Consider the following 22,540-nt stretch of genomic DNA (forward strand, 5'->3'; position numbering starts at 1 on the left):
CCCCGCGCTATGCGTAGAGGTGACGGTCTTGAGGGATCTACGGATACAAGAAGTCAAAGTGTCCCAGGGCGAGTGCCCGAGGGGTTAGCACACAACAACGCACGCCACCTTACCGGCGACCATGCCCCCCTAGGAACGACCGAACGGGGATGCCTCTTGAAGAGGCATCCCCGGTCGGGTGTTCAGTACATCGAGTTGTCCGAGTTGTCTCAGACGAGCTCGGTGACGGTGCCGCCGGCGGCGGCAATCTTCTCCTTGGCGGAGCCGGAGACGGCGTCAACCGAAACCTGCAGCGCCACGGAGATCTCGCCCTGTCCGAGGACCTTGACGAGGTGGTTGTTGCGCACGGCACCCTTGGCGACCAGGTCGGCCACCGTGACCTCTCCGCCCTCGGGGTAGAGCGTCGCGAGCTTGTCCAGGTTCACGACCTGGTACTCCGTGCGGAACGGGTTCTTGAAGCCCTTGAGCTTCGGCAGACGCATGTGGAGGGGCATCTGGCCACCCTCGAAGCGCTGCGGAACCTGGTAACGAGCCTTCGTTCCCTTGGTACCACGACCTGCGGTCTTACCCTTGGACGCCTCACCACGACCCACACGGGTCTTGGCGGTCTTGGCGCCCGGGGCAGGCCGGAGGTTGTGGGCCTTCAGCGGGCTGTTCTCCGCCATGTCAGTCAACCTCCTCAACCGTCACGAGGTGGCGGACGGTGTGAACCATTCCGCGGAACTCGGGGCGGTCCTCCTTGACAACCACGTCGTGCAGGCGCTTGAGCCCGAGCGAACGCAGGGTGTCGCGGTGGTTCTGCTTGCTGCCGATGTACGACTTCGTCTGCGTGATCTTGAGGCTGGCCATTACGCACCAGCCCCGGCACGCGCACGGAGCAGAGCCGCGGGAGCGACGTCCTCGAGGGGCAGACCGCGGCGGGCCGCGATCTCCTCGGGACGCTGCAGGCCCTGAAGGGCCGCCACGGTCGCGTGCACGATGTTGATCGCGTTGGAAGAACCGAGCGACTTCGACAGGATGTCGTGGACGCCGGCGCACTCGAGCACGGCACGCACCGGACCACCGGCGATAACGCCGGTACCCGGGGAAGCAGGCTTGAGCAGGACGACGCCCGCAGCCTTCTCGCCCGTGATCGGGTGAGGAATCGTGCCCTGGATGCGAGGAACCTTGAAGAAGGACTTCTTCGCTTCCTCGACACCCTTGGCGATGGCCGCGGGAACTTCCTTGGCCTTGCCGTAACCGACACCGACGGTGCCGTCACCATCGCCCACCACGACCAGCGCGGTGAAGCTGAAGCGACGACCACCCTTCACAACCTTGGCGACGCGGTTGATCGCGACAACGCGCTCAACGTACGCGGTCTTCTCGGCGGCGCTGGGGCCACCGTCACGGCCCTTCCGGTCCCGCCGCTCGCCGCCACCGGCACCGCTTCCGCGGCGCTGGGGTCCAGCCATTGGAATTACCTCTCTCTGTTACGTCCGCTGTGCGTAGGAACCGGGGCTTAGAACTTCAGCCCGGCTTCACGGGCGGCGTCAGCCAGAGCGGCAATCCGCCCGGCGTACTGGTTACCACCGCGGTCAAACACGACGGCCTCGACGCCTGCAGCCTTGGCACGCTCGGCGACCAGGGCGCCGACCTGCTGGGCCTGAGCGCTCTTGTCACCCTCGCCACCACGGATGGAGACGTCCAGGGTCGACGCCGACGCGAGCGTGTGGCCCGCGATGTCGTCGATGACCTGGGCCACGATGTGACGGTTGGAACGCGTCACGACGAGGCGGGGACGCTCCGGCGAACCGGAGACGTGCTTGCGGACGCGGATGTGGCGCCGCTTGCGGGCAGCGCGCTTGTACGCGTCGCCCTTGGCGATCTTCACGCCGTATGCCATGGCTACTTACCAGCCTTTCCGACCTTGCGGCGGATGACCTCGCCCGCGTACTTGACGCCCTTGGCCTTGTACGGGTCGGGCTTCCGCAGCTTGCGGATGTTGGCGGCTACCTCGCCGACCTTCTGCTTGTCGATGCCCTCGACGCTGAGCTTCGTGGGCGACTCGACCTTGAAGGTGATGCCTTCCGGAGCCTCGATGAGGATCGGGTGGCTGTAGCCCAGGGCGAACTCCAGGTTGGAGCCCTTCGCCTGGACGCGGTAACCGACACCGCTGATTTCGAGCGCCTTGCTGTATCCCTGGGTCACGCCGGTGATCATGTTCGCCACCAGCGTGCGGGACAGGCCGTGAAGGGCCTTGTTCTGACGCTCGTCGTTCGGGCGGACGACGTTCAGAACGCCGTCCTCACCCTTGGTGACCTCGATCGGCGCGGCAACGGTGTGCGTGAGGGAACCCTTGGGGCCCTTCACCGCGACCGTGCGGCCATCGATGGTGACGTCCACACCGGCGGGAACCTGGATGGGGAGCTTGCCGATTCGCGACATGAGCTATTCCTCCGATTCCCGACTACCAGACGTAGGCGAGGACTTCCCCACCTACGCCCTTCTTGCTGGCCTGCTGGCCGGTCAGGAGACCGTGGGACGTGGAGATGATCGCCACGCCCAGGCCGCCGAGGACCTTCGGCAGGTTGGTGGACTTTGCGTATACACGCAGACCCGGCTTCGAGATTCGCTTGATGCCGGCGATCGAGCGCTCGCGGTTCGGACCGAACTTCAGGTCGAGAACGAGGCTCTTGCCAACCTCGGCGTCCTCGACCTTCCAGCCGGTGATGAAGCCCTCCTGCTGGAGGATCTCCGCGATGTGCGACTTGATCTTGCTGTGCGGCATCACGACGGAGTCGTGGTACGCCGAGTTCGCGTTACGCAGACGCGTGAGCATGTCTGCGATCGGATCAGTCATGGTCATGAGTTGGCCTTCGGCCTCTCTCGCCGGGGTTTCCTGTATGCGCCATCCCTCTCCCCACTCAGTGGCGGGACGGGTGCGGTGCGGGGACCTACGGCGTAGTAAGTCGGTCTTGGGCGGCAGGCGCCCAACCCTTCAAGCCTACGGCATGAAAGGAGGGGCTCCTGCCGACCAGATGCTTACCGAGAGTCTCAAGGTGTTCCCAACGCCCAGAGGGCGAGGGGAAGTTACCAGGAGCTCTTGGTCACGCCCGGCAGCTCGCCACGGTGAGCCATCTCACGAAGGCACACGCGGCACAGGCCGAACTTGCGGTAGACGGAGTGCGGGCGGCCGCAGCGCTGGCAACGCGTGTACGCGCGAACGCCGAACTTCGGCTTGCGGGCAGCCTTAGCGATCAGGGACTTCTTCGCCACGGTCAGTTCTCCTTGAACGGGAAGCCGAGGTGACGAAGGAGGGCACGACCCTCGTCGTCGTTGGTCGCCGTGGTGACCACGGTGATGTCCATGCCCCGGACCCGGTCGATCTTGTCCTGGTCGATCTCGTGGAACATGACCTGCTCCGTGAGACCGAAGGTGTAGTTACCACGGCCGTCGAACTGCTTCGGCGACAGGCCACGGAAGTCACGGATACGCGGCAGCGCGAGCGACAGCGTACGGTCCAGGAACTCCCACATCCGGTCACCGCGGAGGGTGACGTGGCAGCCGATCGGCTGGCCCTCGCGCAGCTTGAACTGCGCGATGGACTTGCGGGCCTTGGTAACGGCAGGCTTCTGGCCGGTGATCGTGGTGAGGTCGCGCACGGCGCCGTCGATCAGCTTGGAGTCGCGGGCGGCGTCGCCCACACCCATGTTGACCACGATCTTGACCAGGCCGGGAACCTGCATGACGTTCTCGTACGAGAACTCCTCACGCAGCTTGCCGGCGATTTCCTCGCGGTAGCGCGTCTTGAGACGCGGCGCAGTGGTGGCAGTCATCAGATGTCCTCACCAGTCCGCTTGGCAACGCGGATCTTGTTGCCCTCGTCGTCGAAGCGGTAGCCGACGCGGGTGACGACCTTGTTGCCGTCCTTCTCCACAACCAGCTGAACGTTGCTGACGTGAATCGGGGCCTCGGTGGTGACGATGCCGCCGGTCTGCGAACCGCGAGCCGTCTGACCGGCCTTGGTGTGCTTCTTGACCCGGTTGACACCCTCGACGAGGACGCGGTCCTGAGCGGGGTAGGCCACGATGACCTTGCCCTGCTTGCCCTTGTCCTTACCGGTGATGACCTGAACCAGGTCGCCCTTCTTGATCTTCATGCTTACAGCACCTCCGGCGCGAGCGAGATGATCTTCATGAACTTCTTCTCGCGCAGCTCCCGGCCCACCGGGCCGAAGATGCGGGTGCCGCGGGGGTCGCCGTCGTTCTTCAGAATGACGGCGGCGTTCTCGTCGAAGCGGATGTACGAGCCATCCTGACGACGACGCTCCTTGACGGTGCGAACGATGACGGCCTTGACGACGTCACCCTTCTTCACGTTGCCACCGGGGATCGCGTCCTTGACGGTGGCGACGATGACGTCACCGATGCCCGCGTAGCGGCGACCCGAACCACCGAGAACACGGATGGTGAGGATTTCCTTCGCACCCGTGTTGTCGGCGACGCGAAGTCGCGACTCCTGCTGGATCACGTCTATCTCCTGATCGTCTGCCGGTTCCCGGCGGGGGCCGCTCCGTCTCCGGAACGGACCCCACCGAGCCTGGCGGAACCTGCCTGAGGGGAATCCCCCTCAGGAATTACTTGGCCTTCTCGAGGATCTCGACGATGCGCCACCGCTTCGAGGCGGACAGCGGACGCGTCTCCATGATGATGACGCGGTCGCCGACGCCGGCAGTGTTCTGCTCGTCGTGAGCCTTGAGCTTGTTCGTACGGCGGATGACCTTGCCGTACAGAGCGTGCTTCACGCGGTCCTCGACAGCGACGACGACGGTCTTGTCCATCTTGTCGCTGACGACCAGACCCTCACGGGTCTTGCGGAAACCGCGGTCGGTGTTCGTCTCAGTCACAGTCTTCTCGCTCATCAGGCGCTCTCCACCGTTTCGATGCCCAGCTCGCGCTCACGCATCAGGGTGTAGATCCGCGCGATGTCCTTACGGACGGACTTGAGCCGACCGTGGTTCTCGAGCTGACCAGTTGCCGCCTGGAAGCGGAGGTTGAACAGCTCTTCCTTGGCCTCGCGAAGCTTGTTGAGGAGCTCCTCGTTGCCCAGTTCGCGCAGCTCGGACGCCTTGGTACCGACCGACATCACGACTCACCTGCCTCGCGCCGAACAATCCGGCACTTCATCGGAAGCTTGTGAGCAGCGCGGGTAAGCGCCTCACGAGCAATCTTCTCGTTCGGGTAGGACAGCTCGAACATCACCCGTCCGGGCTTGACGTTCGCGATCCACCACTCGGGAGAACCCTTACCGGAACCCATGCGGGTCTCGGCAGGCTTCTTCGTCAGGGGACGGTCCGGGTAGATGTTGATCCAGACCTTGCCGCCACGCTTGATGTGGCGGGTCATCGCGATACGAGCTGCCTCGATCTGGCGGTTCGTCACGTACGCCGGGGTCAGCGCCTGGATGCCGTACTCGCCGAACGCAACCTGCGTGCCACCCTTGGACATGCCGCTGCGCTTCGGGTGGTGCTGCTTGCGGTGCTTGACCCTACGGGGGATCAGCATTTCGGTCAGGCCTCCGTTCCGGTGCTCTCAGCAGCCGGAGCAGCGGCGGCGGGAGCGTCGGCCTTGGGGGCCTCCGCTGCCGAGCCGGTCTGCTGCGGCTTGCGTCCACGACCGCCACGCTCGCCACCGCGGCCACCACGGCCGGCCGGGCGGTCAGCGCCGCCACGGGCCGGGCGGTTGCCGGCGCGGGCAGCAGCGTTCTCGGCGCGGACCTCGGCGATGTTCTTGACGTCGCCCTTGTAGATCCAGACCTTCACGCCGATGCGGCCGAAGGTCGTCTTGGCCTCGAAGAAGCCGTAGTCGACGTTCGCGCGGAGCGTGTGCAGGGGCACGCGGCCCTCGCGGTAGAACTCCGAGCGGGACATCTCGGCGCCGCCGAGGCGGCCACCGCACTGGATCTTGATGCCCTTGGCGCCGGCCTTCATCGAGCTCTGCATGCTCTTACGCATGGCGCGACGGAAGGAGACGCGGGAGGAGAGCTGCTCGGCGACGGCCTGGGCCACCAGCTGAGCGTCAACCTCGGGGTTCTTGACCTCGAGGATGTTCAGCTGGACCTGCTTGCCGGTCAGCTTCTCCAGCTCGCCGCGGATGCGGTCGGCCTCGGCGCCGCGGCGGCCGATGACGATGCCCGGACGAGCGGTGTGGATGTCGACGCGGACGCGGTCGCGGGTGCGCTCGATCTCAACCTTCGAGATGCCGGCGCGCTCCATGCCCTTCGTCATCATGCGACGAATGGCGACGTCTTCCTTGACGTAGTCCTTGTACAGCTTGTCGGCGTACCAACGGGACTTGAAGTCCGTGGTAATGCCGAGTCGGAACCCGTGCGGGTTTACCTTCTGGCCCATTACCGGGTTCCTTCCTTGCTGCTGACGACCACGGTGATGTGGCTGGTCCGCTTACGGATCCGGTAGGCACGGCCCTGAGCACGCGGACGGAACCGCTTCAGGGTCGGGCCCTCGTCCACGTACGCCTCGCTGATGACCAGCGAAGAGGCGTCGGTGTGGTCGTAGTTGTGTGCAGCGTTGGCGATGGCGCTGTCAAGCACCTTGCCAACCGGCACGCTCGCGGCCTGCGGGGCGAAACGCAGGACCGCCTGAGCCTCCGTGGCATCCATGCCACGGATGAGGTCCACCACGCGGCGGGCCTTCATGGGCGTGACGCGGATGTACCGCGCCTGGGCCCTGGCTTCCATGGTTGTCCCTTCGGTGTGAGTCATAGTCGTTTCCACCCCGCGCTAGCGGCGCTTCGACTTCCGGTCGTCCTTGACGTGGCCGCGGAAGGTGCGAGTCGGCGAGAACTCGCCGAGCTTGTGGCCGACCATCGACTCGGTGACGAACACCGGGACGTGGATCTTGCCGTTGTGCACCGCGATGGTGTGCCCCAGCATGGCCGGGACGATCATCGAGCGACGGGACCAGGTCTTGATGACGTTCTTGGTGCCTGCCTCGTTCTGTACGTCCACCTTCTTGATGAGGTGTCCGTCGACGAAGGGCCCCTTCTTGAGACTGCGCGGCATCTAAACCCGCTCCTAGCGCTTCTTGTTCGTCTTGCGGCGGCGGACGATGTACTTGCTCGATGCCTTCTTCGGCGAGCGAGTACGACCCTCCTTCTGACCCCACGGCGAGACCGGGTGACGTCCACCGGAGGTCTTGCCTTCACCACCACCGTGCGGGTGGTCAACCGGGTTCATCGCGACACCGCGGACGGTCGGGCGAACGCCCTTCCAGCGCATGCGGCCGGCCTTGCCCCAGTTGATGTTCGACTGCTCGGCGTTGCCGACCTCGCCGATGGTGGCGCGGCAGCGGGCGTCGACCAGCCGGATCTCACCGGAGGGCATACGAAGGTGGGCCATCGTGCCCTCCTTCGCCAGCAGCTGCACGGAGGCACCCGCGGAACGGGCGAACTTCGCGCCGCCGCCGGGCCGCAGCTCGATGGCGTGGATGGTCGTACCGACCGGGATGTTGCGCAGCGCCAGGTTGTTGCCGGGCTTGATGTCGGCGGACGGGCCGTTCTCGACACGGTCGCCCTGCTTCAGGCCCTTCGGGGCGACGATGTAACGCTTCTCGCCGTCCGCGTAGTGCAGGAGCGCGATGCGCGCGGTGCGGTTGGGGTCGTACTCGATGTGCGCGACCTTGGCCGGCACGCCGTCCTTGTCGTGACGACGGAAGTCGATCACGCGGTAGGCGCGCTTGTGGCCACCACCCTGGTGGCGAACGGTCACACGACCGGCGTTGTTACGGCCGCCCTTGCTGTGCAGGGGGCGGACCAGCGACTTCTCCGGCGTGGACCGCGTGATCTCGACAAAGTCGGCGACGCTGGAGCCACGACGGCCCGGCGTCGTCGGCTTGTACTTGCGGATACCCATGTTTTCTCAGTCCTCGGAAATATTCCGGATCCTGGACGTCCCTACCTCCGTCAGGAGGTCGGGCCGCCGAAGATGTCGATACGGTCGCCCTCGGCGAGGGTCACGATGGCGCGCTTGGTGTTGGCGCGCTTGCCGAAACCGGTCTTGGTGCGCTTGCGCTTACCCTGACGGTTGATCGTGTTGACCCCGGTGACCTTGACCGAGAAGACCGCTTCGACGGCCTGCTTGATCTGGGTCTTGTTGGAGCCCGGCGCGACGATGAACGTGTACTTGTTCTCGTCGAGGAGCGCGTAGCTCTTCTCGGACACGACCGGCTTCACGAGGATGTCGCGCGGGTCCGAGTACGTCTTGCTGGTAACGGTCGCCTCGCTCATCAGGCGTCGCTCCCTTCGGTCTCAGCGGTCTGGGGGCCAGACACGAAGGACTCGAAAGCGGCCTGGGTGAAGACCACGTCGTCAGAGACGATCACGTCGTACGTGTTGAGCTGGCCCGGGTCCAGGATGTGCACCTGGGGCAGGTTGCGCGCGGAGAGCCACGCGGCCTCGTCGGCGCGGTCGACGACCAGGAGCAGGTTGGGGCGCTCCGAGATCTTGCCGAACAGCGTCTTGGCGGCCTTGGTGGAGACTCCACCCTCGACCACGCCGGTGATGACGTGGATGCGGGAGTGACGCGCCCGGTCCGAGAGGGCACCGCGGAGGGCGGCGGCCTTCATCTTCTTCGGGGTGCGCTGCGAGTAGTCACGCGGCTGCGGGCCGTGGACGACGCCACCGCCGGCGAACTGCGGCGCGCGGGTCGAACCCTGGCGGGCGCGGCCGGTGCCCTTCTGGCGGTACGGCTTGCGGCCACCACCACGGACTTCGCCGCGACGCTTGGTCTTGTGCGTGCCCTGACGGGCAGCTGCCAGCTGAGCGACAACGACCTGGTGGATCAGCGGAACGCTGGTCTTCGCGTCGAAGATCTCCGCGGGGAGCTCGACGGTACCGGCCTTGTCGCCTGCCGGCGAAAGGATGTCAATGGTGCTCATTACCTCAAGCCCCCTTGGCCGCGGTACGGACCAGTACGAGGCCGCCGTTCGGACCGGGGACCGCGCCCTTGATGAGGAGCAGACCCTTCTCCGCGTCAACCGCGTGGATGGTCAGGTTCTGGGTGGTGACGCGCTCGTTACCCATCCGACCGGCCATGCGCATGCCCTTGAAGACACGCCCAGGGGTGGCGCAGCCACCGATCGAACCGGGGGAACGGTGCTTGCGCTGCACGCCGTGACCGGCGCCGAGGCCCCGGAAGTTGTGACGCTTCATGACACCGGCGAAGCCCTTGCCCTTGCTCTTGCCCGTGACGTCAACCTTGACGCCGGACTCGAACACCTCGGCAGTGACCTCCTGGCCCAGCGTGTACTCGCTGGCGTCAGGGGTGCGGAGCTCCACCAGGTGGCGGCGCGGGGTCACGTCGGCCTTGGCGAAGTGGCCCTTGAGGGGCTTGTTCACCTTGCGCGGGTCGATCTCGCCGAAGGCGATCTGGACCGACTCGTAGCCGTCGCTGTCGTTGGTGCGGACCTGGGTGACGACACAGGGCCCGGCCTTGACGACGGTCACCGGGACAACCCGGTTGTTCTCGTCCCAGACCTGGGTCATGCCGAGCTTCTCGCCCAGGACGCCCTTAATGTTCTTAGCCATCTCGCGCGTCACCTCAGAGCTTGATCTCGATGTCGACGCCGGCCGGCAGGTCGAGACGCATAAGCGAGTCAACCGTCTTCGGCGTGGGGTCGAGGATGTCGATGAGGCGCTTGTGCGTGCGCATCTCGAAGTGCTCGCGCGAGTCCTTGTACTTGTGCGGCGACTTGATGACGCAGTACACGTTCTTCTCAGTGGGCAGCGGCACCGGGCCCGCGACCGACGCACCAGTGCGGGTCACCGTCTCGACGATCTTCTTCGCCGAGGAGTCGATGACCTCGTGGTCGTAGGCCTTGAGCCGGATGCGGATCTTCTGTCCCGCCATGGCTACTAGTAGTCCTGTCTCTCGAAACGCTCTGGAACCCGGGGGTTCTCCTGTCCTCCGCATCCGACCCACGCGGTCGGGCGTGTCGCATCCCCTCTACGAAAATCTCCCGAAGGAGATCCCAACCAAGGGGGTGCGGGCCCAAGAGCCGCGCTGCGCTCAATGAAGAGCTGATCGGGGGCGGAACGCCCACCGGGTGCCTGGCCGGCGCCCCACTGACGCTTCCCGAAAGATTCCCGTACGTCCGGCCCATTCAGGGCCGACGAGTACTGTGGGACTCGCTTCCGGTCCTCCCGGCGGGAGGCGCGCAGCATTGACACTCAACCGAGCAACCTGGTCAGTGTGCCACACGGGGAGCGAGCCTGGCCAATCGGCCGAGGATCTTACCCCCCACGAGCGATTGCTCAAACGCGGGCACGCCCCGGGGGCCCGCTCCCGGCCTCGCCGGGCCCCGTCAATCCAGCGGTGACGGGGTTCACGCGCGTGAGGGAACGGGGGTCGTACGCGCCCGCGAGCGGGCTCCCGTCCTCAAGGTCCGCCTCATGCTGAATTCCCCCCATGCGGCGATGCACCGCATCTTCCAGGAGGACCCGGGCGTCTTCGCCGCCGCCACCACGGTGCGGGACCTCTTTGCGGAGACCTGAGACCGCGCAGGGTCCCGGGTCGGGACCGTGGGGCCCTCGGGGCCGGGTCATGAGTTGGCCCCGAGACCCGTGGTTCTCCTGCCGCGCCCTCGCACCCCCGGGCACGAGGGCCGCATGGAACGTGTGCCGGGAGTGGGCGGTTACTTCATGCGGTCCGCCGACCCGGGCACCCTGGGCGCCTGGTACCGCGACTGCCTCGGGGCGGACGGCGGTAACCGGTGGCTCGGGGCCCGGGCGGCGGTTCACCGGTTCCACCGGCCGACAAAAGGCCCGTGCAGGGCCGCCCACTGGAGCAGCAGGATCGTCTTGCCGTCGGCGACGCGCCCGTCGAGGGTCATGGCGAGGGCTTCGGTGAAGGGCACTTCCAGGACCTCGATGTCCTCCCCTTCCTCTTCCACTCCGCCGCCGGCCCCGGTCCGGTCGGCCGCCGTGTACGGGGCCGCGAAGAAGTGGAGCCGCTCGGTGACGGAGCCGGGGCTCATGTAGGCGTCGAGGACGTGGGTGAGCGGACCGAGGGTGACACCGAGCTCTTCGGCCGCCTCACGCCGTACGGCGGTGAGCGGGTCGTCCTGGTCGAGCAGCCCGGCGGCGGCTTCGACGAGCATCCCGTCGGGGTGGTCGTTGACGTACGCCGGGTAGCGGAACTGCCGGGTGAGCAGGACGAGGCCCCGCTCCGTGTCGTACGGCAGCACGACCGCGCCGTTGCCGCGGTCGTACGTCTCGCGCTGCTGGGTTTCCCAACGCCCGTCGCGGCGGCGGTAGTCGAAGGTGGTGCGGCGCAGGACGTGCCAGCCCCGGGAGGTGAGTTCGACGGCCTGGACCACCACGTCAGGATTGCGGTCCAGGCCGCGCCCCGCCCGATCGAGGCCGGTACGGCCACGGTGGTCGGGAGTATCGATACCGGGGCGGGCGGTCATGCGGCCTCGCCCGGGGTCCGGCGGGGGATCTCGCCCGCCTCGACGTACACGGGCAGGCCACGGCCCCGGGCGGTGGCGACGTCCTGGTCGGCTCCGGCGGAGTCGCCGGGGAGCCGGAGTACGGCGTCGCAGTGGGCCAGCAGGCGGTGGGCGACCGGGTAGAGGACCTCGTCCGCGAGGGGATCGGTGGGGCCCGCACCGGCGGAGCGCAGTACGGGCAGGGCGATCCACTCACCGATGACGGGGACGTGCCCGGCCTCGAAGACCGGCCAGGCGGCGGCTTCGAGGCGTGCGAGGTTGTCGGCCATGGCCTGCGGGTCGCCGTCGGTGCCGGAGCGGTAGGGGCCTGCGATCAGGACGAGCATGGGCTTGTCGGTCATCTTGCTGGTCATGGCGGCTACACTACATGCAGAAACATGCAAGAACAGGAGAGAGTGTGCATGCTGGCTGCTGAACGACACGCCCATCTGCTCGGTCTGCTCGCCCGCGAGGGCAAGATCGTCGCGAAGGACGTCGCCGCCGAACTGGGGATCTCCGAGGACAGCGTGCGGCGCGACCTGCGCGACCTCGCGGCCCAGGGGCTGTGCCAGCGGGTCTACGGCGGCGCGCTGCCCGTGTCCCCGGCGGTGGTCGACTACGAGGCCCGGCGGAGCGTGGCTTCGGAGGGCAAGGCGAAGGTCGCGTCGGTCGCCGCCGGCCTGGTACGGCCGGGCGGCTCGCTGATTCTCGACGGCGGAACCACCGCCCTCGCCGTCGCCCGCGCGCTCCCGACGGATCTCGCCTGCACGGTGATCACCCACAGCCCGACGATCGCCGTGGCCCTGCTCGACCACCCGCGCGCGGAGCTCTTCCTGCTCGGGGGCCGCGTCTTCAGACACTCGGCGGTCACCTGCGGCGCGGCGGCGGTCGAGGCCGCGCAGAACGTCTCCGCAGACCTCTGCCTGCTCGGCGTCACCGGCGTACACCCCGAGGCGGGGCTGACGACCGGCGACGCCGAGGAGGCGGCGATGAAGCGGGCACTGTCCGCGCGGGCCGCGGACACCTACGTCCTGGCGTCCTCCGAGAAGATCGGCACCGCCTCGCAGTTCCGCGTCCTGCCCTGGGAGCGGGTCACCGGGCTGATCACCGACGCCGAACCCGGCGACCCGGTGATCGAGCAGCTCGCGGCGGAGACCGGGGTGGAGATCCTGGCGGCGGGGTGACGGTCGGGGGCTGCGGTCGGGGCGACGGTCAGTGGCCGGGGCGGGCAGGGTGCGCCGGGCGGTGGCCGGCGCTCCAGGCCGCTCCGGCAGCGCGGCCGAGCACCTCTTGAGGGTGTGGATCAGCGTGAACGAGCCCTCCCGCCCTGCAGTCTCCGACACAGTGGAGAGCGCGCAACCAGGCGCAACGAGTTGGACGGGAGGGGCGCCATGGCCCTACGTTTCGTCGGTAAAGATCCCGAGTCCGGCGACCACGGATCACCCGCTGTATGGGTGGACCAGGAGTCCAAGGACCTTGTGATTCAAGGGTGGACGGCCGACGAGCAGACCGTGAGTGAAAGCTCGCGAGATGTACGGATCCCTGGACACGAATCGGTGATCAGAATTCCGAAGCGGATGGTCCCGCTTCTCCGGGAGGCGCTTCGTGTCGCAGAGCCTGACTGACTTTTCCGACCTCATCAGGTCCGCACGGGAGTCAGCCGTCCACCTTGAGATGCGCGATACGTACGGCGTCGAAAACGAGATCGATGGCTTCGCCGCGTGGAAGCGGGGACACCGACTCTCCACGGAGGACCCTGCTTCCTGGTGGCGTCCTTGGCTCGACCTCGTGCAGGAGGTCACAGCCAAGGGGGTTGTGATTCGACGGGCCCGCATCGTCTCCGAGCCCGTCAGCGAGTACATCGCCTTCGAGCACTCGGGCACCTTCACGAACATCGCGGCCGGAGAACAGATCCGTTGGCTGCCCCGTCGCAGCGCCTCGGACCTTGCTCTTCCGGGCAATGATTTCTGGCTGTTCGACGGCCGAATCGTGCAGTTCAACGTCTTCGACGGAGTCGGGCGGTGGGTCCATACCGACCAGACAGAAGACCCTGCTGTGGCCGGCCTGTGTGCGTCGGCGTTCGAAGCGGTGTGGGAGCGAGCCGTCCCGCACGACAAGTACATCCTCTGATTCCTGACCGGCCAGCTCATGCCCTCTTCTCCGCTCTCCAGCGCCCAAGCAGCACGAGCCTCTGTGGCTGCCCGCTTGCAGGGCCTCATGCGGGACGCCGGCCTGACAGGGCATGAGTTGGCCGTTCGGTGCGGCTGGCACAAGTCGAAGTCGTCCCGGATCGCGCGGGGGAAGACACCTCCCTCGGACGCGGACATCCGTGCCTGGTGCGCTGCCTGCGGGGCCGGTGACCAGGCGGCTGATCTGATCGCCGCCTCCCGAAACGCGGAGTCGATGTACGTCGAGTGGCGGCAGATCCATCGAGACGGAATGCGGCGCGTCCACGAGCAGACCGTCCCGCTGTACCAGAGGACCCGCTCCTTTCGCGTGTACGCATCGAATGTCATGCCCGGGATGCTCCAGACTCCCGGGTACACGACAGGGCTCCTGCGGTCCATCACTGCCTTCCAGGGGACACCGGACGACGTGGCCGACGCCGTGCAGGCCCGCATGCAACGGTCCCGCGTGATCCGGGAGGGTGACCATCGGTTCGCCCTGCTACTCGAGGAGACGGTTCTCTACTACCGGGTGAGTGACGATGCCGCGATGGCGGCCCAACTTGAGTACGTGCTCTCGGTGATGGGGCAGCAGAACGTATCCCTCGGCATCATCCCGGCAAGGGCCCGCCGCACCGTCTGGCCGCTCGAAGCCTTCTACGCCTTCGACGATCGGCAGGTGGCGGTGGAGACCCTCACCGCAGAGATCAACCTGACTGCCCCGGGAGAGATTTCCACGTACCTCCGAGCCTTCTCCGAACTGTCCCGGACAGCTGTGCGGGGAGCTGAAGCCCGCGCCCTCATCACCAAGGCACTCGCCACCCTCGGGTGAATCGGTGCAACCGGGTGCAACAGCGTGGCCGCTCCGCAGTCGCCCTTCTTACGGTCGGCTCATCGACCTACGGAACGGTACGGAAAGGCGCACGGTGTGAACGAACGGCGACGTACGACCATGAGCGGACCGGTGAACCTGGCCCTTCCCCTGCCGCCCCCGAAACCGGCGGCCGGATGCGACGTGTGCGAGGTGCTGGCCGCAGAGCGTTCGGCGGCGCGAGACAGGGGTGACTTGTCGGCGGCTACCGATGCCGATGTGGAGATCAGGAGCCACCCGCACAAGACGAGGCGGGCGAGGTGACGCGCTCGGTCGCACGGTTCGTGCAGCACCGGATCGCACAACACCCGGATACGGATGTGACGTTCGAGGCGGAGTGCCTCGGCTGCAAGTGGAGGGCGATGCCTTCGACGGACGGTGCGGCGGTCGATGTGGAGTGCATGAGCCACACGGGGCGCAGTAACCATCGGGGCTTCCGCCGTATCTGCACGTCGTTCGCGGCGGTCGTCCGCGACGAGTGACCTGCCGGGCCGAGTTGCCCGGCCGGTACGTCTCCGGCCGGGCGACTCCGCGTGTCGAGAGCGGCCCCACCCTGTAGAAGGAGCCCCCACATGGGCCTGCCACTTCCTCCCCCGGCGGGGCAGTCGACCTCCTCGCCCAACACGTCGGCCACATCGACCACACCGGCGATCCCACCTCGGTCCAGCTCCTGATCGACCGGCGCGGCACGCGAGCCTGGCGAATCCGGGGGCTCCGGGGCTCGGTCGTTGAAGGCCTACGACCCCGGCACCCGATCCCGCCGACCGCCCGACCGCGAAGGAGCTGATCGCCGCGTGGTGATCAGCCCGCCCCCTCCAGCGATCCAACGACCGGGTCCCGACTACCCGGACCCGGTGCGACGGGACCCGGTGCTACAAGGCCCGGAGGAACGGGACCCGGTCCACCGTGTCCTCGCTGGTGGGGACAGGGAGCTTCGGGATTCCAAAAGCTTGAAAGAACGTGGGAAAGAACCACACCCAACCCCCTCCCCACCCAGCGGTTCGGGAGGCGACCGGCGCCCTCGGGGGCCGACCGGCGTCCCTCGGCGCGTCCTCACCCGGACGGGTGACTTTCGGTAGCTCAGCTGGATTTCCGTCCGGTCGGCAGGCATACGCTCCCCCCAACAACAGGGGCATCCGCCCCACACCGGACATAGGACGGCCCCCGCCGGGACTGGCATCCCGATCGAGGGCCTGACCAACCAGGAAGTAAGCCCCTCTTCCCGATGGATATCCAGAAGACTAGCGCGCGCCCGCGCGCCCACACAGTGGTCGTCGACCGCAGCCGCACCCGGACTTCCGGGCTGTCGCACGTGACCGTGCCGCTCACCAGCGAGTTCGTGGTGGTCGGCAACCATCTGGCCCAGCACCCCGAACTGTCGCTCGTGGCGATCGGCATCTCGGTCCACATCCAGTCGCTGCCGCCCGGCCGACGGGTGGGCATCAAGGGACTCGCCGAGCGCTTCCAGGAGGGCGCCGAGACCATCGCACGGGCCATGCGCGAGCTGGAGCGGTGCGGGTACCTGGACCGGCCCCGGGACCGTGTCGGCGAGGGCCGGTTCATGACGCGGACGATCGCGTACAACCACCCTGACGCCGCCCGGCAGGAGCGCGCCGCGCGGACAGCCGCAGCCGAGGTCAGGGCCACCGAGCGGAAGCTTTCCGGCGGGACGGTCCTCGGGCGGAGGTCCGCCGTCGTTCCGCGGCAGCGGGCAGGCGCGGGCGCTCCGGCCGCCGGGCGGCGTTACGGCACCCGGGCCGCGCAAGGACGGCACGGAGCGCAGCCGCGTCCCGCACGGGCGATGTGCACGGCGGCGGACGCGCTGCGGGAGCTGTGGGAGCCGGAGGCCGCTGCCACGGAGGCGGCTGCTGCGGAGGCAACTACTGTTGCGAAGGTGGTCGCCCAGGTACCGCAGGCGGCCGAAACCGCAGCGCACGTACCCGCCCCGGTGCCGCAGGAGCAGCCTGCCGTACCTGCCGCGGCAGAACCTGCAGTCGTCGCACCCGCCGCCCCATCCGCCGTCCCCGATACCGCAGTTGCCGTCCCCGACGCCTCGACCATCCGTGCCTCCCTCCCCCGCCCCGTACAGCCGTCCGCGTCCTCGGCCGCCGACCTGGAGCGGCACGCCATCGCTGTCGAACTGCTCAGCGGATTGCGGGGCAGGGACGAGCGGCTGACGCTCAGCGAGAAGGACGTCGAGAAGCTCGCGCCGTCCGTGGGCCTCTGGCTGGAGCGCGGGGTGGAACTGGACACCTTGTACCGGGCGCTCCTCGACGAGCTGCCTCCGATCGTGAAGTACCCGGTCAAGTTCGTCGGCTGCCGCTTGGCCGACCGCCTGCCGCCGCCGCTTCCCGCCCATCGCGGCCCCGGGCATCCCGGCGGTCACGGCGAGGCGCCCCGTAAGCCCGCCGTCACGCCCCTGCAGAACTGCGACAGCTGCGACCGGGCGTTCCGCTCCCCCGATCCGGGCCGCTGCCGCGCCTGCCGGCCGCCGGGCGCCGAGAGCACCGGCACAGGCACCAGCACGGGCACGGGCACGAGCGCGGAGACCGGCGCAGGCACCAGCACCGGCCTTCCCCGTGGCTGACCGAAATCCCGTCGCCTCCCCGCCCCGCCGCTGCATAGAGTGACGGTCGCTTTCCCACCGGACCGGGGGCCCGACCGTATGCGTACGCACTATCCGCGCACCCCGCACCTGCCCTGGTCGCCGGGCGCCACCTCCGACGACGTGCGGGTGGCGGATCTGGCGGCGCTCGCCGGGCGCGAGGTCGTCGTGACGGAGAAGCTCGACGGCGAGAACACCACGCTCTACGCGGACGGGCTGCACGCACGCTCGCTGGACTCCGCCCACCACCCCTCGCGGGGCTGGGTGAAGGCGCTCCAGGGGCGGGTGGGTTCCCGCATACCGGTGGGGTGGCGGGTGTGCGGCGAGAACATGTTCGCGCGGCACTCGATCCCGTACGACCGGCTGGACAGCTTCTTCTACGGCTTCTCCGTCTGGGACGGCGACCGCTGCCTGGACTGGGACCGCACCACCGCGTTCCTGCGCGGGCTGGGCATCCCCGTACCGCCGGTGCTCTGGCGCGGGGTGTTCGACGCGCGGGCGGAGAAGGCGCTGCGGAAGACGGTGCTCGACACCGGGCGGCAGGAGGGGTACGTCGTACGGCCCACAGCGGCCTTCGGCGCCGACGAGTTCGGGCGGGTCGTCGCCAAGTGGGTGCGGCCGGGACACGTCACGACGGACACCCACTGGATGCACGCGGCGGTCGTCCCGAACGCGCTGGGCCCCTCCGCCGCCCTGTGGAACGTACGCTCCGGCGGCGCGGTCGACGCGGACGCCGTGTACGAGGCGCTCCCCCCGGCGGGCAGCGAGCGGCAGGACACCGCGCCCGACGCCCGTACGGCGACCGCCATGGGCTCCGGCGTCGCGGGCGCCGACGGCTCGGCGCCCTTCGGCGACGAGCGGCTGGCCGGGGTGCTCGCGGGGCTGCTGCACCGTGACCGCCGGACCTCGGTCGCGCCCCGGCTCGCCCCGGTCGTCGGGCTGCCGCTGGCCATGCGGGTCGCGGACCTGGTGGGGCTCCACCGTTCGCTGCACCGGCCGTACCCGGACGAGGAGCGCCGGACCGGGCTGACCCGGATGTCCTGGGCGGCCGACCTGCCGACCCTGCACGCGCTCGCGGCGGCCACCGCCCCCACGGACGAGGCGCGCGGGTACGTCGAGTGGTCCGCGCTCCACGCCGCGGAGGTCCGCGAGCCCGCCGGGCTGCGCGAGGTGTTCGACGGGCTGGAGCCGGACGCGGCCGACCGCTGCCGGGCGCAGGCCCGCGAGGCGTACGCGCTGGGGCGGATCTCGACCGCCGAGGAGGCGGTCGCCGCGACCTGGCGGCTGCGGTCCGGTGACTTCCCGCGTCTGGTACTGGTGTGCGGGCCGTCCGGCAGCGGGAAGAGCACGTACGCCCGCGATCTGCCCGGCGTCACCACCCGCGTCGCCCTCGACGACCTGCGCGAGGCGCGTGGCGACCGGGCCGACCAGAGCGCCAACGCCGAGGTGCTGCGGGAGGCGCTGGACCGGCTGGACCGTGCGCTGGAACCCCGTACGACGACGGTCTGGGACGCGACCTCGCTCACCCCGAGGCAGCGCGCGCTGGTGCACGCCACCGCCGCGCGCCGGGACGCGATGGTCACGCACGTGGTGGCGGTGGTGGGCGCGGAGGAGCTGGCCCGCCGCAACACCCGCCGTACCCATCCCGTACCGCCACGGGTGCAGGAGGCGCAGCTGCGGCGGTACGTCCCGCCCTACCCCGGCGAGGCGCACCGGACCTGGTACCTGGGCACGAGCGGGACGGTGGAGGCGAGGGCCTGATGCGGACGAGCGACGAGATCTACCACCGCGTCCGGTGGGACGCCCGCTTCGATCCGGCGCGGTTCACGATCGGGGTGGCGCAGCGCGGCCGGGAGCCGAAGCGGGTGCCGTTGCCGCTGTTCACGCCGGGCGGGGAGATCCCCTGGCACCGGGTGCTCTTCTTCGAGGCGGACGGCGAGACGGTGTGGGACCGTGCCTCCGGCCTGGACCGGGTGGACACGGCGGAGGCCGGACGGGTGCGCGAGGCCCGGTCGCTGCCGTCGCCGTACTTCGCCGCCCGGACCCCGCACGCCTTCGACGGCCGGGGATGGGCGCCCGTGCCTCCTCCTGCTGAAATCGCCCTGTCCGCAGGCGGGTTGACCGTGCTGACGTGGAACACGCTCTGGGACCGGTACGACTCCGAGCGCATCGCCACCGACCGCCGCCGCCCGCTCCTGCTCGACGCGCTGCGGGCCGCCGACGCGGACGTCATCGCCCTCCAGGAGGTCGAACCGCCGCTGCTGGACCTGCTGGCGGGCAGCGCGTGGGTCCGGGAGGAGTACGCGTTCGGCGCCGCCCTCGACGGGCGGGAGGTCGCCGACTGCGGGCTGCTGCTGCTCAGCCGGCTGCCGGTACGCGAGGCGGGGTGGCACCCGCTGGGGCGGCACAAGGCGGTCGCCGCGGTCGTCGTGGAAACGGCGGACGGGCCCGTCACCGTCGCGGTGACCCACCTCAGCAGCGACCACTCCCCCGAGGGAGCCGCCCGCCGCGACCGTGAACTCGCGGATCTGGCAACGGGGTTGGCGGACCTGACGGGAGACCTCCTGGTGGTCGGGGACTTCAACGACGGCGGCCCGAACCCGCAGTCCCGGCTCGGCCTGACGGACGCCTGGACGACGGTGCGCGGCCCGGACGACCGGACCCCCACCTTCGACCCCTCGGTGAACCCGCTGGCCGCCGTGGGCTCGCTCACCGGCCGGATCTCGCGGCTGGACCGGGTGCTCCACCGCGCGGAGCGGCTGCGCCCGGTGGCGGCCGGGCTGGTGGGCGCCGAGCCGGACGCGACCGGGCTGTACGCCTCGGACCACTTCGGCGTACGCGTCGAACTGGCCCCGGCCGGTGCCGAAGCAGGCCCGGCCGGCGCCGAAATGAGCCCTTCCTGTGTCGAGTTGGCCCCGGAAGGTACCGACGTGGGCCCCGACCTCGGCGAGTCGGTCCTCCGCCGTGTGGCGGAGGCGCTGCCCGGCGGGAGCGTCCTCCGGCTCGTCGGTTCGCGGCGGATCGGCGGTGCGCTCCCCGGCGCGGACGTGGACCTGGTGGCGGCGCTGCCCGCCCCGGTCGGCGCCCGGGCGCTGGGGCGTCGGCTGCCGGACGCCGAGGAGGTGCGCGAGGTGGTGGGGGCCCGGGTGCCGGGCCTGCGTTTCCTCCTCGACGGTGTACCGGTGGACCTGGTGACGGTCGTACCGGACCGGGTTCCCCCGGCCGAGGCGGTCGAGCGGCGCGAGGAGCTGGGCGCTGCGGCGGCCGTCGCGCTGAGCGCGGTGAGCGACGCGGAGGCGGTGCGCGCGGCCACGGCCCCGTACCGGCAGGCGTTCACCGAGCTGGCCCACGACGTGAAGGCGTGGGCGCGGGCGCGCGGGCTCGACTCGGCCCCGAGCGGCGGGCTGCCGGGCCTGGCGTGGACGGTCCTCGCGGTCCGGACGGTCCACGCGGTCCGGACGGTCCACGCGGCGGAAGCGGTCCACGCGACGCGCACGACGGGTACGGCCCGGCCGACGCGTACGGCGCTGCTCCGGCGGTTCTTCGCCCAGTGGGCGGAGTGGGACTGGGCCCGGCCGGTGGCGTACGCGGGCGATCCCCTCCCCCTCGACAATCCCCTCCCCCTCGACGCGGGCTCCGCCGTCACGATCCTGACGCCGACCGCCCCCGTAAGGTCCTGCTCCACGCAGGTGTCGGCGGCCGGCCGGGACCTGCTCGCCGAGGAGCTGTACCGGGCGTGGGAGGTGCTGGAGGCGGCGGCGGACGCCGAGCCCGTCCCGTACGCCCGGCTCTGCGCCCCACCCCCGCACCACCTGCGCCACCGTGCCTGGGCGCTGGTCTCCGTACGCGAGGGCGCCGACGAGGGCCGCTTCCGGGGGCGGCTCCTGGCACTCCTCGACGCCCTCGCCCGGTCCGGCTCCCCCGACACCCACGCCTGGCCGCGCCCGGTCACCGGGGGCGCGGACGCGGGGTTCGTCCGGTACGCCGTCGGGCTCGGCGCCACTCCCCCGGACGCGCAGCGCCTCACGGAGATCGGCGCGGAGATCCTGCGCGGGCTGCCCGGCGCCCGGGTGAGCCGGACGGTGGCGCCGCCCCCGCTGGGCTGAGGGGCACCCCGACGCCGTTCGCCTCCCCCGCCGTCGTTCGCCCTTCCCCGCCGCTCGCCCTCCCCCGCCGTCGTCCCCCGCCCGCACCGCCGTTTCCCGCTCGCGTGGCCGACTTCGCCGACCGGACGCAGGATGGATGCTCCCGGGGGGAGTGGCACGGCTACGGCCCGACAGGAGAAAACGATGAGCAACGGCGTGTACCTGGCCTACGACTATCCGGTCCTCGGCGCCTTCTGGACCGCGATGTGGGTCTTCATCTGGGTCCTCTGGCTGGTGCTCCTCTTCCGGATCATCGCCGACATCTTCCGCGACGACGACATGAGCGGCTGGGGCAAGACCCTCTGGCTCATCGTCGTGATCGTGCTGCCGTACATCGGCGTCTTCGCGTACGTCATCGCCCGGGGCAGGGGCATGGGCAGCCGCGAGCACAAGCACGCGAAGGACCAGCAGCACGCGTTCGAGACGTACATCCGCGAGACGGCGGGCGGCTCCGCCACCCCCGCCGAGCAGCTGTCCAAACTCTCCGAGGTACGGGCGCGGGGCGACATCTCGGACGAGGAGTTCGAGCGGGCCAAGGCGAAGATCATCGGCTGACGGCCGCCGCACAGCACACCGCCGGGCCCGGTTCCCTCCCCCACGCGGGGTTCAGAACCGGGCCCGGCGCGGCGCTCGGCGCTCGGGCGGCTCAGCCCTTGGCCCACTCCGCCACGGTGACGACCTCGGCCTGCTTCGGGAAGACCTTCTCCGTCAGGACCCGGTGCACCTCGGGGTCGCCGTCCGCGCAGGCGTCCGAGAGGACGGTGAGCCGGTAGTCGAGGTCGGCGGCCTGGCGCACGGTCGACAGCACCACCCCGCTGGTGGCGATACCGGCGAGGACCAGGTGGTCGAAGCCGCCGGCCCGCAGCACCATGTCGAGGTCGCTGCCCGCGAAGGCACTCACCCGCCGCTTGACGACCACGACGTCCTCCGGGCGGGGCTCCACCCGGGAGTGGATCGGGTTGGGGTCCACGCCTGCGGGCGCCGCCTGGCGACCGGCCAGGCCGGCGAACATCTTGTTCCGCGGGTGGATCTCGGGGGCCCCGGGACGGAACCCGACCGTCACATGGATGATCTGCGTCCCCTCGCTCCGGGCGTGCTCGACGGCCTCCTCCACCCGGTCCAGGTAATCCGGCCCGGCAAGCCGCTCGACGATGAGCTTCTGGACGTCCATGATCAGCAGGGCCGCGCGCTCGGACATCGGGTTCCTTCTCTCGTACAGGAGTCGACGGGGGCCGACGAGAGCCACCGAGGGGGCAACGGGTTCAACGG

General features: G+C 69.5%; 32 protein-coding genes. 8 read left to right on the forward strand and 24 right to left on the reverse strand.

Annotated features, from left to right (window positions below; translation table 11 throughout):
- Positions 1-209 precede the first annotated feature (209 nt).
- From rplO to OG599_RS13375, 23 genes are all read right to left on the reverse strand, one after another.
- The gene (rplO, locus tag OG599_RS13260) at positions 210-665 is read right to left on the reverse strand and encodes a 50S ribosomal protein L15 (RefSeq protein WP_266705201.1); all 456 of its coding nucleotides are present in this window, start codon (positions 663-665) and stop codon (positions 210-212) included.
- A gap of 1 nt (position 666) precedes the next feature.
- Complete coding sequence (gene rpmD, locus OG599_RS13265; protein ID WP_219611742.1) at positions 667-849, reverse strand: 50S ribosomal protein L30; 183 nt, start codon at positions 847-849, stop codon at positions 667-669.
- Positions 849-1,454: a 30S ribosomal protein S5 gene (gene rpsE / locus OG599_RS13270; protein WP_266705207.1), complete on the reverse strand. Its 606-nt coding sequence runs from the start codon at positions 1,452-1,454 to the stop codon at positions 849-851. The genes rpmD and rpsE overlap by 1 nt, the downstream gene beginning before the upstream one ends.
- A 47-nt stretch (positions 1,455-1,501) precedes the next feature.
- Positions 1,502-1,885: a 50S ribosomal protein L18 gene (rplR, locus tag OG599_RS13275; RefSeq protein ID WP_266705209.1), complete on the reverse strand. Its 384-nt coding sequence runs from the start codon at positions 1,883-1,885 to the stop codon at positions 1,502-1,504.
- A gap of 2 nt (positions 1,886-1,887) precedes the next feature.
- Positions 1,888-2,427, reverse strand: coding sequence for a 50S ribosomal protein L6 (rplF, locus tag OG599_RS13280; protein ID WP_327176185.1), 540 nt, complete (start codon positions 2,425-2,427; stop codon positions 1,888-1,890).
- Between the two features lie 22 nt (positions 2,428-2,449).
- Positions 2,450-2,848 (reverse strand): 30S ribosomal protein S8, encoded by a 399-nt coding sequence (rpsH, locus tag OG599_RS13285; RefSeq protein ID WP_327176186.1) that lies wholly within the window; start codon positions 2,846-2,848, stop codon positions 2,450-2,452.
- Between the two features lie 224 nt (positions 2,849-3,072).
- Positions 3,073-3,258 carry a type Z 30S ribosomal protein S14 gene (locus OG599_RS13290; protein WP_030368403.1) on the reverse strand — a complete coding sequence of 62 codons (186 nt, stop codon included), beginning with the start codon at positions 3,256-3,258 and terminating at the stop codon, positions 3,073-3,075.
- Between the two features lie 2 nt (positions 3,259-3,260).
- Entirely contained in the window at positions 3,261-3,818 is a 558-nt protein-coding gene (gene rplE / locus OG599_RS13295) for a 50S ribosomal protein L5 (RefSeq protein WP_006126888.1), read from the reverse strand.
- Positions 3,818-4,141 (reverse strand): 50S ribosomal protein L24, encoded by a 324-nt coding sequence (gene rplX / locus OG599_RS13300; RefSeq protein WP_003966949.1) that lies wholly within the window; start codon positions 4,139-4,141, stop codon positions 3,818-3,820. Before rplX ends, rplE begins: the two co-directional genes overlap by 1 nt.
- Positions 4,142-4,143: 2 nt before the next feature.
- A complete protein-coding gene (rplN, locus tag OG599_RS13305; RefSeq protein WP_003966950.1) occupies positions 4,144-4,512 on the reverse strand; it encodes a 50S ribosomal protein L14 in 369 nt (122 codons plus the stop codon).
- Positions 4,513-4,618: 106 nt separating this feature from the next.
- Complete coding sequence (gene rpsQ / locus OG599_RS13310; RefSeq protein WP_275493827.1) at positions 4,619-4,903, reverse strand: 30S ribosomal protein S17; 285 nt, start codon at positions 4,901-4,903, stop codon at positions 4,619-4,621.
- The gene (rpmC, locus tag OG599_RS13315; protein WP_327176187.1) at positions 4,903-5,127 is read right to left on the reverse strand and encodes a 50S ribosomal protein L29; all 225 of its coding nucleotides are present in this window, start codon (positions 5,125-5,127) and stop codon (positions 4,903-4,905) included. The genes rpsQ and rpmC overlap by 1 nt, the downstream gene beginning before the upstream one ends.
- Positions 5,127-5,546 carry a 50S ribosomal protein L16 gene (gene rplP, locus OG599_RS13320; protein WP_014047785.1) on the reverse strand — a complete coding sequence of 140 codons (420 nt, stop codon included), beginning with the start codon at positions 5,544-5,546 and terminating at the stop codon, positions 5,127-5,129. The genes rpmC and rplP overlap by 1 nt, the downstream gene beginning before the upstream one ends.
- A 5-nt stretch (positions 5,547-5,551) precedes the next feature.
- Positions 5,552-6,391 carry a 30S ribosomal protein S3 gene (rpsC, locus tag OG599_RS13325; protein WP_327176188.1) on the reverse strand — a complete coding sequence of 280 codons (840 nt, stop codon included), beginning with the start codon at positions 6,389-6,391 and terminating at the stop codon, positions 5,552-5,554.
- Positions 6,391-6,738 (reverse strand): 50S ribosomal protein L22, encoded by a 348-nt coding sequence (gene rplV / locus OG599_RS13330; protein ID WP_004571827.1) that lies wholly within the window; start codon positions 6,736-6,738, stop codon positions 6,391-6,393. Before rplV ends, rpsC begins: the two co-directional genes overlap by 1 nt.
- Before the next feature lie 42 nt (positions 6,739-6,780).
- Entirely contained in the window at positions 6,781-7,062 is a 282-nt protein-coding gene (gene rpsS / locus OG599_RS13335; protein WP_003966956.1) for a 30S ribosomal protein S19, read from the reverse strand.
- Positions 7,063-7,074: 12 nt separating this feature from the next.
- A complete protein-coding gene (gene rplB / locus OG599_RS13340) occupies positions 7,075-7,911 on the reverse strand; it encodes a 50S ribosomal protein L2 (protein WP_266705242.1) in 837 nt (278 codons plus the stop codon).
- Between the two features lie 50 nt (positions 7,912-7,961).
- Entirely contained in the window at positions 7,962-8,285 is a 324-nt protein-coding gene (gene rplW, locus OG599_RS13345; RefSeq protein WP_327176189.1) for a 50S ribosomal protein L23, read from the reverse strand.
- Positions 8,285-8,935, reverse strand: coding sequence for a 50S ribosomal protein L4 (gene rplD / locus OG599_RS13350; RefSeq protein ID WP_327176190.1), 651 nt, complete (start codon positions 8,933-8,935; stop codon positions 8,285-8,287). The genes rplW and rplD overlap by 1 nt, the downstream gene beginning before the upstream one ends.
- Before the next feature lie 4 nt (positions 8,936-8,939).
- Entirely contained in the window at positions 8,940-9,584 is a 645-nt protein-coding gene (gene rplC / locus OG599_RS13355; protein ID WP_327176191.1) for a 50S ribosomal protein L3, read from the reverse strand.
- A gap of 13 nt (positions 9,585-9,597) precedes the next feature.
- A complete protein-coding gene (gene rpsJ, locus OG599_RS13360; protein WP_003948644.1) occupies positions 9,598-9,906 on the reverse strand; it encodes a 30S ribosomal protein S10 in 309 nt (102 codons plus the stop codon).
- Positions 9,907-10,792: 886 nt separating this feature from the next.
- The gene (locus OG599_RS13370; protein ID WP_327176192.1) at positions 10,793-11,467 is read right to left on the reverse strand and encodes an NUDIX domain-containing protein; all 675 of its coding nucleotides are present in this window, start codon (positions 11,465-11,467) and stop codon (positions 10,793-10,795) included.
- A complete protein-coding gene (locus OG599_RS13375; RefSeq protein WP_327180023.1) occupies positions 11,464-11,847 on the reverse strand; it encodes a DUF4406 domain-containing protein in 384 nt (127 codons plus the stop codon). Before OG599_RS13375 ends, OG599_RS13370 begins: the two co-directional genes overlap by 4 nt.
- 60 nt (positions 11,848-11,907) lie before the next feature.
- On the opposite strand from OG599_RS13375, the gene OG599_RS13380 reads away from it, so the two are divergent.
- From OG599_RS13380 to OG599_RS13420, 8 genes are all read left to right on the forward strand, one after another.
- Positions 11,908-12,669 carry a DeoR/GlpR family DNA-binding transcription regulator gene (locus OG599_RS13380; protein ID WP_327176193.1) on the forward strand — a complete coding sequence of 254 codons (762 nt, stop codon included), beginning with the start codon at positions 11,908-11,910 and terminating at the stop codon, positions 12,667-12,669.
- A gap of 421 nt (positions 12,670-13,090) precedes the next feature.
- Positions 13,091-13,615 (forward strand): DUF6879 family protein, encoded by a 525-nt coding sequence (locus tag OG599_RS13390; protein WP_327176195.1) that lies wholly within the window; start codon positions 13,091-13,093, stop codon positions 13,613-13,615.
- An 18-nt stretch (positions 13,616-13,633) separates the two neighbouring features.
- Complete coding sequence (locus OG599_RS13395; RefSeq protein ID WP_327176196.1) at positions 13,634-14,482, forward strand: helix-turn-helix domain-containing protein; 849 nt, start codon at positions 13,634-13,636, stop codon at positions 14,480-14,482.
- Positions 14,483-14,781: 299 nt separating this feature from the next.
- Positions 14,782-15,003 (forward strand): DUF7848 domain-containing protein, encoded by a 222-nt coding sequence (locus tag OG599_RS13400; protein ID WP_327176197.1) that lies wholly within the window; start codon positions 14,782-14,784, stop codon positions 15,001-15,003.
- Between the two features lie 743 nt (positions 15,004-15,746).
- Positions 15,747-17,108, forward strand: a complete 1,362-nt coding sequence (locus tag OG599_RS13405) for a hypothetical protein (RefSeq protein WP_327176198.1) — start codon at positions 15,747-15,749, stop codon at positions 17,106-17,108.
- A 78-nt stretch (positions 17,109-17,186) separates the two neighbouring features.
- Entirely contained in the window at positions 17,187-18,887 is a 1,701-nt protein-coding gene (locus tag OG599_RS13410) for an RNA ligase family protein (RefSeq protein ID WP_327176199.1), read from the forward strand.
- Entirely contained in the window at positions 18,887-21,232 is a 2,346-nt protein-coding gene (locus tag OG599_RS13415) for an RNA repair domain-containing protein (protein WP_327176200.1), read from the forward strand. The genes OG599_RS13410 and OG599_RS13415 overlap by 1 nt, the downstream gene beginning before the upstream one ends.
- A gap of 183 nt (positions 21,233-21,415) precedes the next feature.
- Positions 21,416-21,826, forward strand: coding sequence for an SHOCT domain-containing protein (locus tag OG599_RS13420; protein ID WP_327176201.1), 411 nt, complete (start codon positions 21,416-21,418; stop codon positions 21,824-21,826).
- Between the two features lie 91 nt (positions 21,827-21,917).
- Here OG599_RS13420 and OG599_RS13425 read toward each other — a convergent pair whose 3' ends face one another.
- On the reverse strand, positions 21,918-22,469 hold the full coding sequence (locus OG599_RS13425) for a cysteine hydrolase family protein (RefSeq protein WP_327176202.1): 552 nt from the start codon (positions 22,467-22,469) through the stop codon (positions 21,918-21,920).
- Positions 22,470-22,540 lie beyond the last annotated feature (71 nt).

The organism is Streptomyces sp. NBC_01335, assembly GCF_035953295.1.
Classification (GTDB): Bacteria; Actinomycetota; Actinomycetes; order Streptomycetales; family Streptomycetaceae; genus Streptomyces.

Excerpts from the sequence above, each read along its gene's own strand:
- rpsH (WP_327176186.1), bottom strand. The coding sequence starts at position 2,848 with ATGACCATGACTGATCCGATCGCAGACATGCTCACGCGTCTGCGTAAC.
- rpmC (WP_327176187.1), bottom strand. The coding sequence starts at position 5,127 with ATGTCGGTCGGTACCAAGGCGTCCGAGCTGCGCGAACTGGGCAACGAG.
- OG599_RS13395 (WP_327176196.1), top strand. The coding sequence starts at position 13,634 with ATGCCCTCTTCTCCGCTCTCCAGCGCCCAAGCAGCACGAGCCTCTGTG.
- rpsQ (WP_275493827.1), bottom strand. The coding sequence starts at position 4,903 with ATGAGCGAGAAGACTGTGACTGAGACGAACACCGACCGCGGTTTCCGC.
- OG599_RS13420 (WP_327176201.1), top strand. The coding sequence starts at position 21,416 with ATGAGCAACGGCGTGTACCTGGCCTACGACTATCCGGTCCTCGGCGCC.
- rpsC (WP_327176188.1), bottom strand. The coding sequence starts at position 6,391 with ATGGGCCAGAAGGTAAACCCGCACGGGTTCCGACTCGGCATTACCACG.
- rplP (WP_014047785.1), bottom strand. The coding sequence starts at position 5,546 with ATGCTGATCCCCCGTAGGGTCAAGCACCGCAAGCAGCACCACCCGAAG.
- rpmD (WP_219611742.1), bottom strand. The coding sequence starts at position 849 with ATGGCCAGCCTCAAGATCACGCAGACGAAGTCGTACATCGGCAGCAAG.
- rpsS (WP_003966956.1), bottom strand. The coding sequence starts at position 7,062 with ATGCCGCGCAGTCTCAAGAAGGGGCCCTTCGTCGACGGACACCTCATC.
- rplR (WP_266705209.1), bottom strand. The coding sequence starts at position 1,885 with ATGGCATACGGCGTGAAGATCGCCAAGGGCGACGCGTACAAGCGCGCT.
- OG599_RS13425 (WP_327176202.1), bottom strand. The coding sequence starts at position 22,469 with ATGTCCGAGCGCGCGGCCCTGCTGATCATGGACGTCCAGAAGCTCATC.
- rplB (WP_266705242.1), bottom strand. The coding sequence starts at position 7,911 with ATGGGTATCCGCAAGTACAAGCCGACGACGCCGGGCCGTCGTGGCTCC.
- OG599_RS13415 (WP_327176200.1), top strand. The coding sequence starts at position 18,887 with ATGCGGACGAGCGACGAGATCTACCACCGCGTCCGGTGGGACGCCCGC.
- rplC (WP_327176191.1), bottom strand. The coding sequence starts at position 9,584 with ATGGCTAAGAACATTAAGGGCGTCCTGGGCGAGAAGCTCGGCATGACC.
- rplW (WP_327176189.1), bottom strand. The coding sequence starts at position 8,285 with ATGAGCGAGGCGACCGTTACCAGCAAGACGTACTCGGACCCGCGCGAC.
- rplX (WP_003966949.1), bottom strand. The coding sequence starts at position 4,141 with ATGAAGATCAAGAAGGGCGACCTGGTTCAGGTCATCACCGGTAAGGAC.
- rplD (WP_327176190.1), bottom strand. The coding sequence starts at position 8,935 with ATGAGCACCATTGACATCCTTTCGCCGGCAGGCGACAAGGCCGGTACC.
- OG599_RS13410 (WP_327176199.1), top strand. The coding sequence starts at position 17,187 with ATGCGTACGCACTATCCGCGCACCCCGCACCTGCCCTGGTCGCCGGGC.
- OG599_RS13370 (WP_327176192.1), bottom strand. The coding sequence starts at position 11,467 with ATGACCGCCCGCCCCGGTATCGATACTCCCGACCACCGTGGCCGTACC.
- OG599_RS13380 (WP_327176193.1), top strand. The coding sequence starts at position 11,908 with ATGCTGGCTGCTGAACGACACGCCCATCTGCTCGGTCTGCTCGCCCGC.
- rpsJ (WP_003948644.1), bottom strand. The coding sequence starts at position 9,906 with ATGGCGGGACAGAAGATCCGCATCCGGCTCAAGGCCTACGACCACGAG.
- rplO (WP_266705201.1), bottom strand. The coding sequence starts at position 665 with ATGGCGGAGAACAGCCCGCTGAAGGCCCACAACCTCCGGCCTGCCCCG.
- rpsE (WP_266705207.1), bottom strand. The coding sequence starts at position 1,454 with ATGGCTGGACCCCAGCGCCGCGGAAGCGGTGCCGGTGGCGGCGAGCGG.
- rplV (WP_004571827.1), bottom strand. The coding sequence starts at position 6,738 with ATGGAAGCCAGGGCCCAGGCGCGGTACATCCGCGTCACGCCCATGAAG.
- OG599_RS13375 (WP_327180023.1), bottom strand. The coding sequence starts at position 11,847 with ATGACCGACAAGCCCATGCTCGTCCTGATCGCAGGCCCCTACCGCTCC.
- rplE (WP_006126888.1), bottom strand. The coding sequence starts at position 3,818 with ATGACTGCCACCACTGCGCCGCGTCTCAAGACGCGCTACCGCGAGGAA.
- rplF (WP_327176185.1), bottom strand. The coding sequence starts at position 2,427 with ATGTCGCGAATCGGCAAGCTCCCCATCCAGGTTCCCGCCGGTGTGGAC.
- OG599_RS13405 (WP_327176198.1), top strand. The coding sequence starts at position 15,747 with ATGGATATCCAGAAGACTAGCGCGCGCCCGCGCGCCCACACAGTGGTC.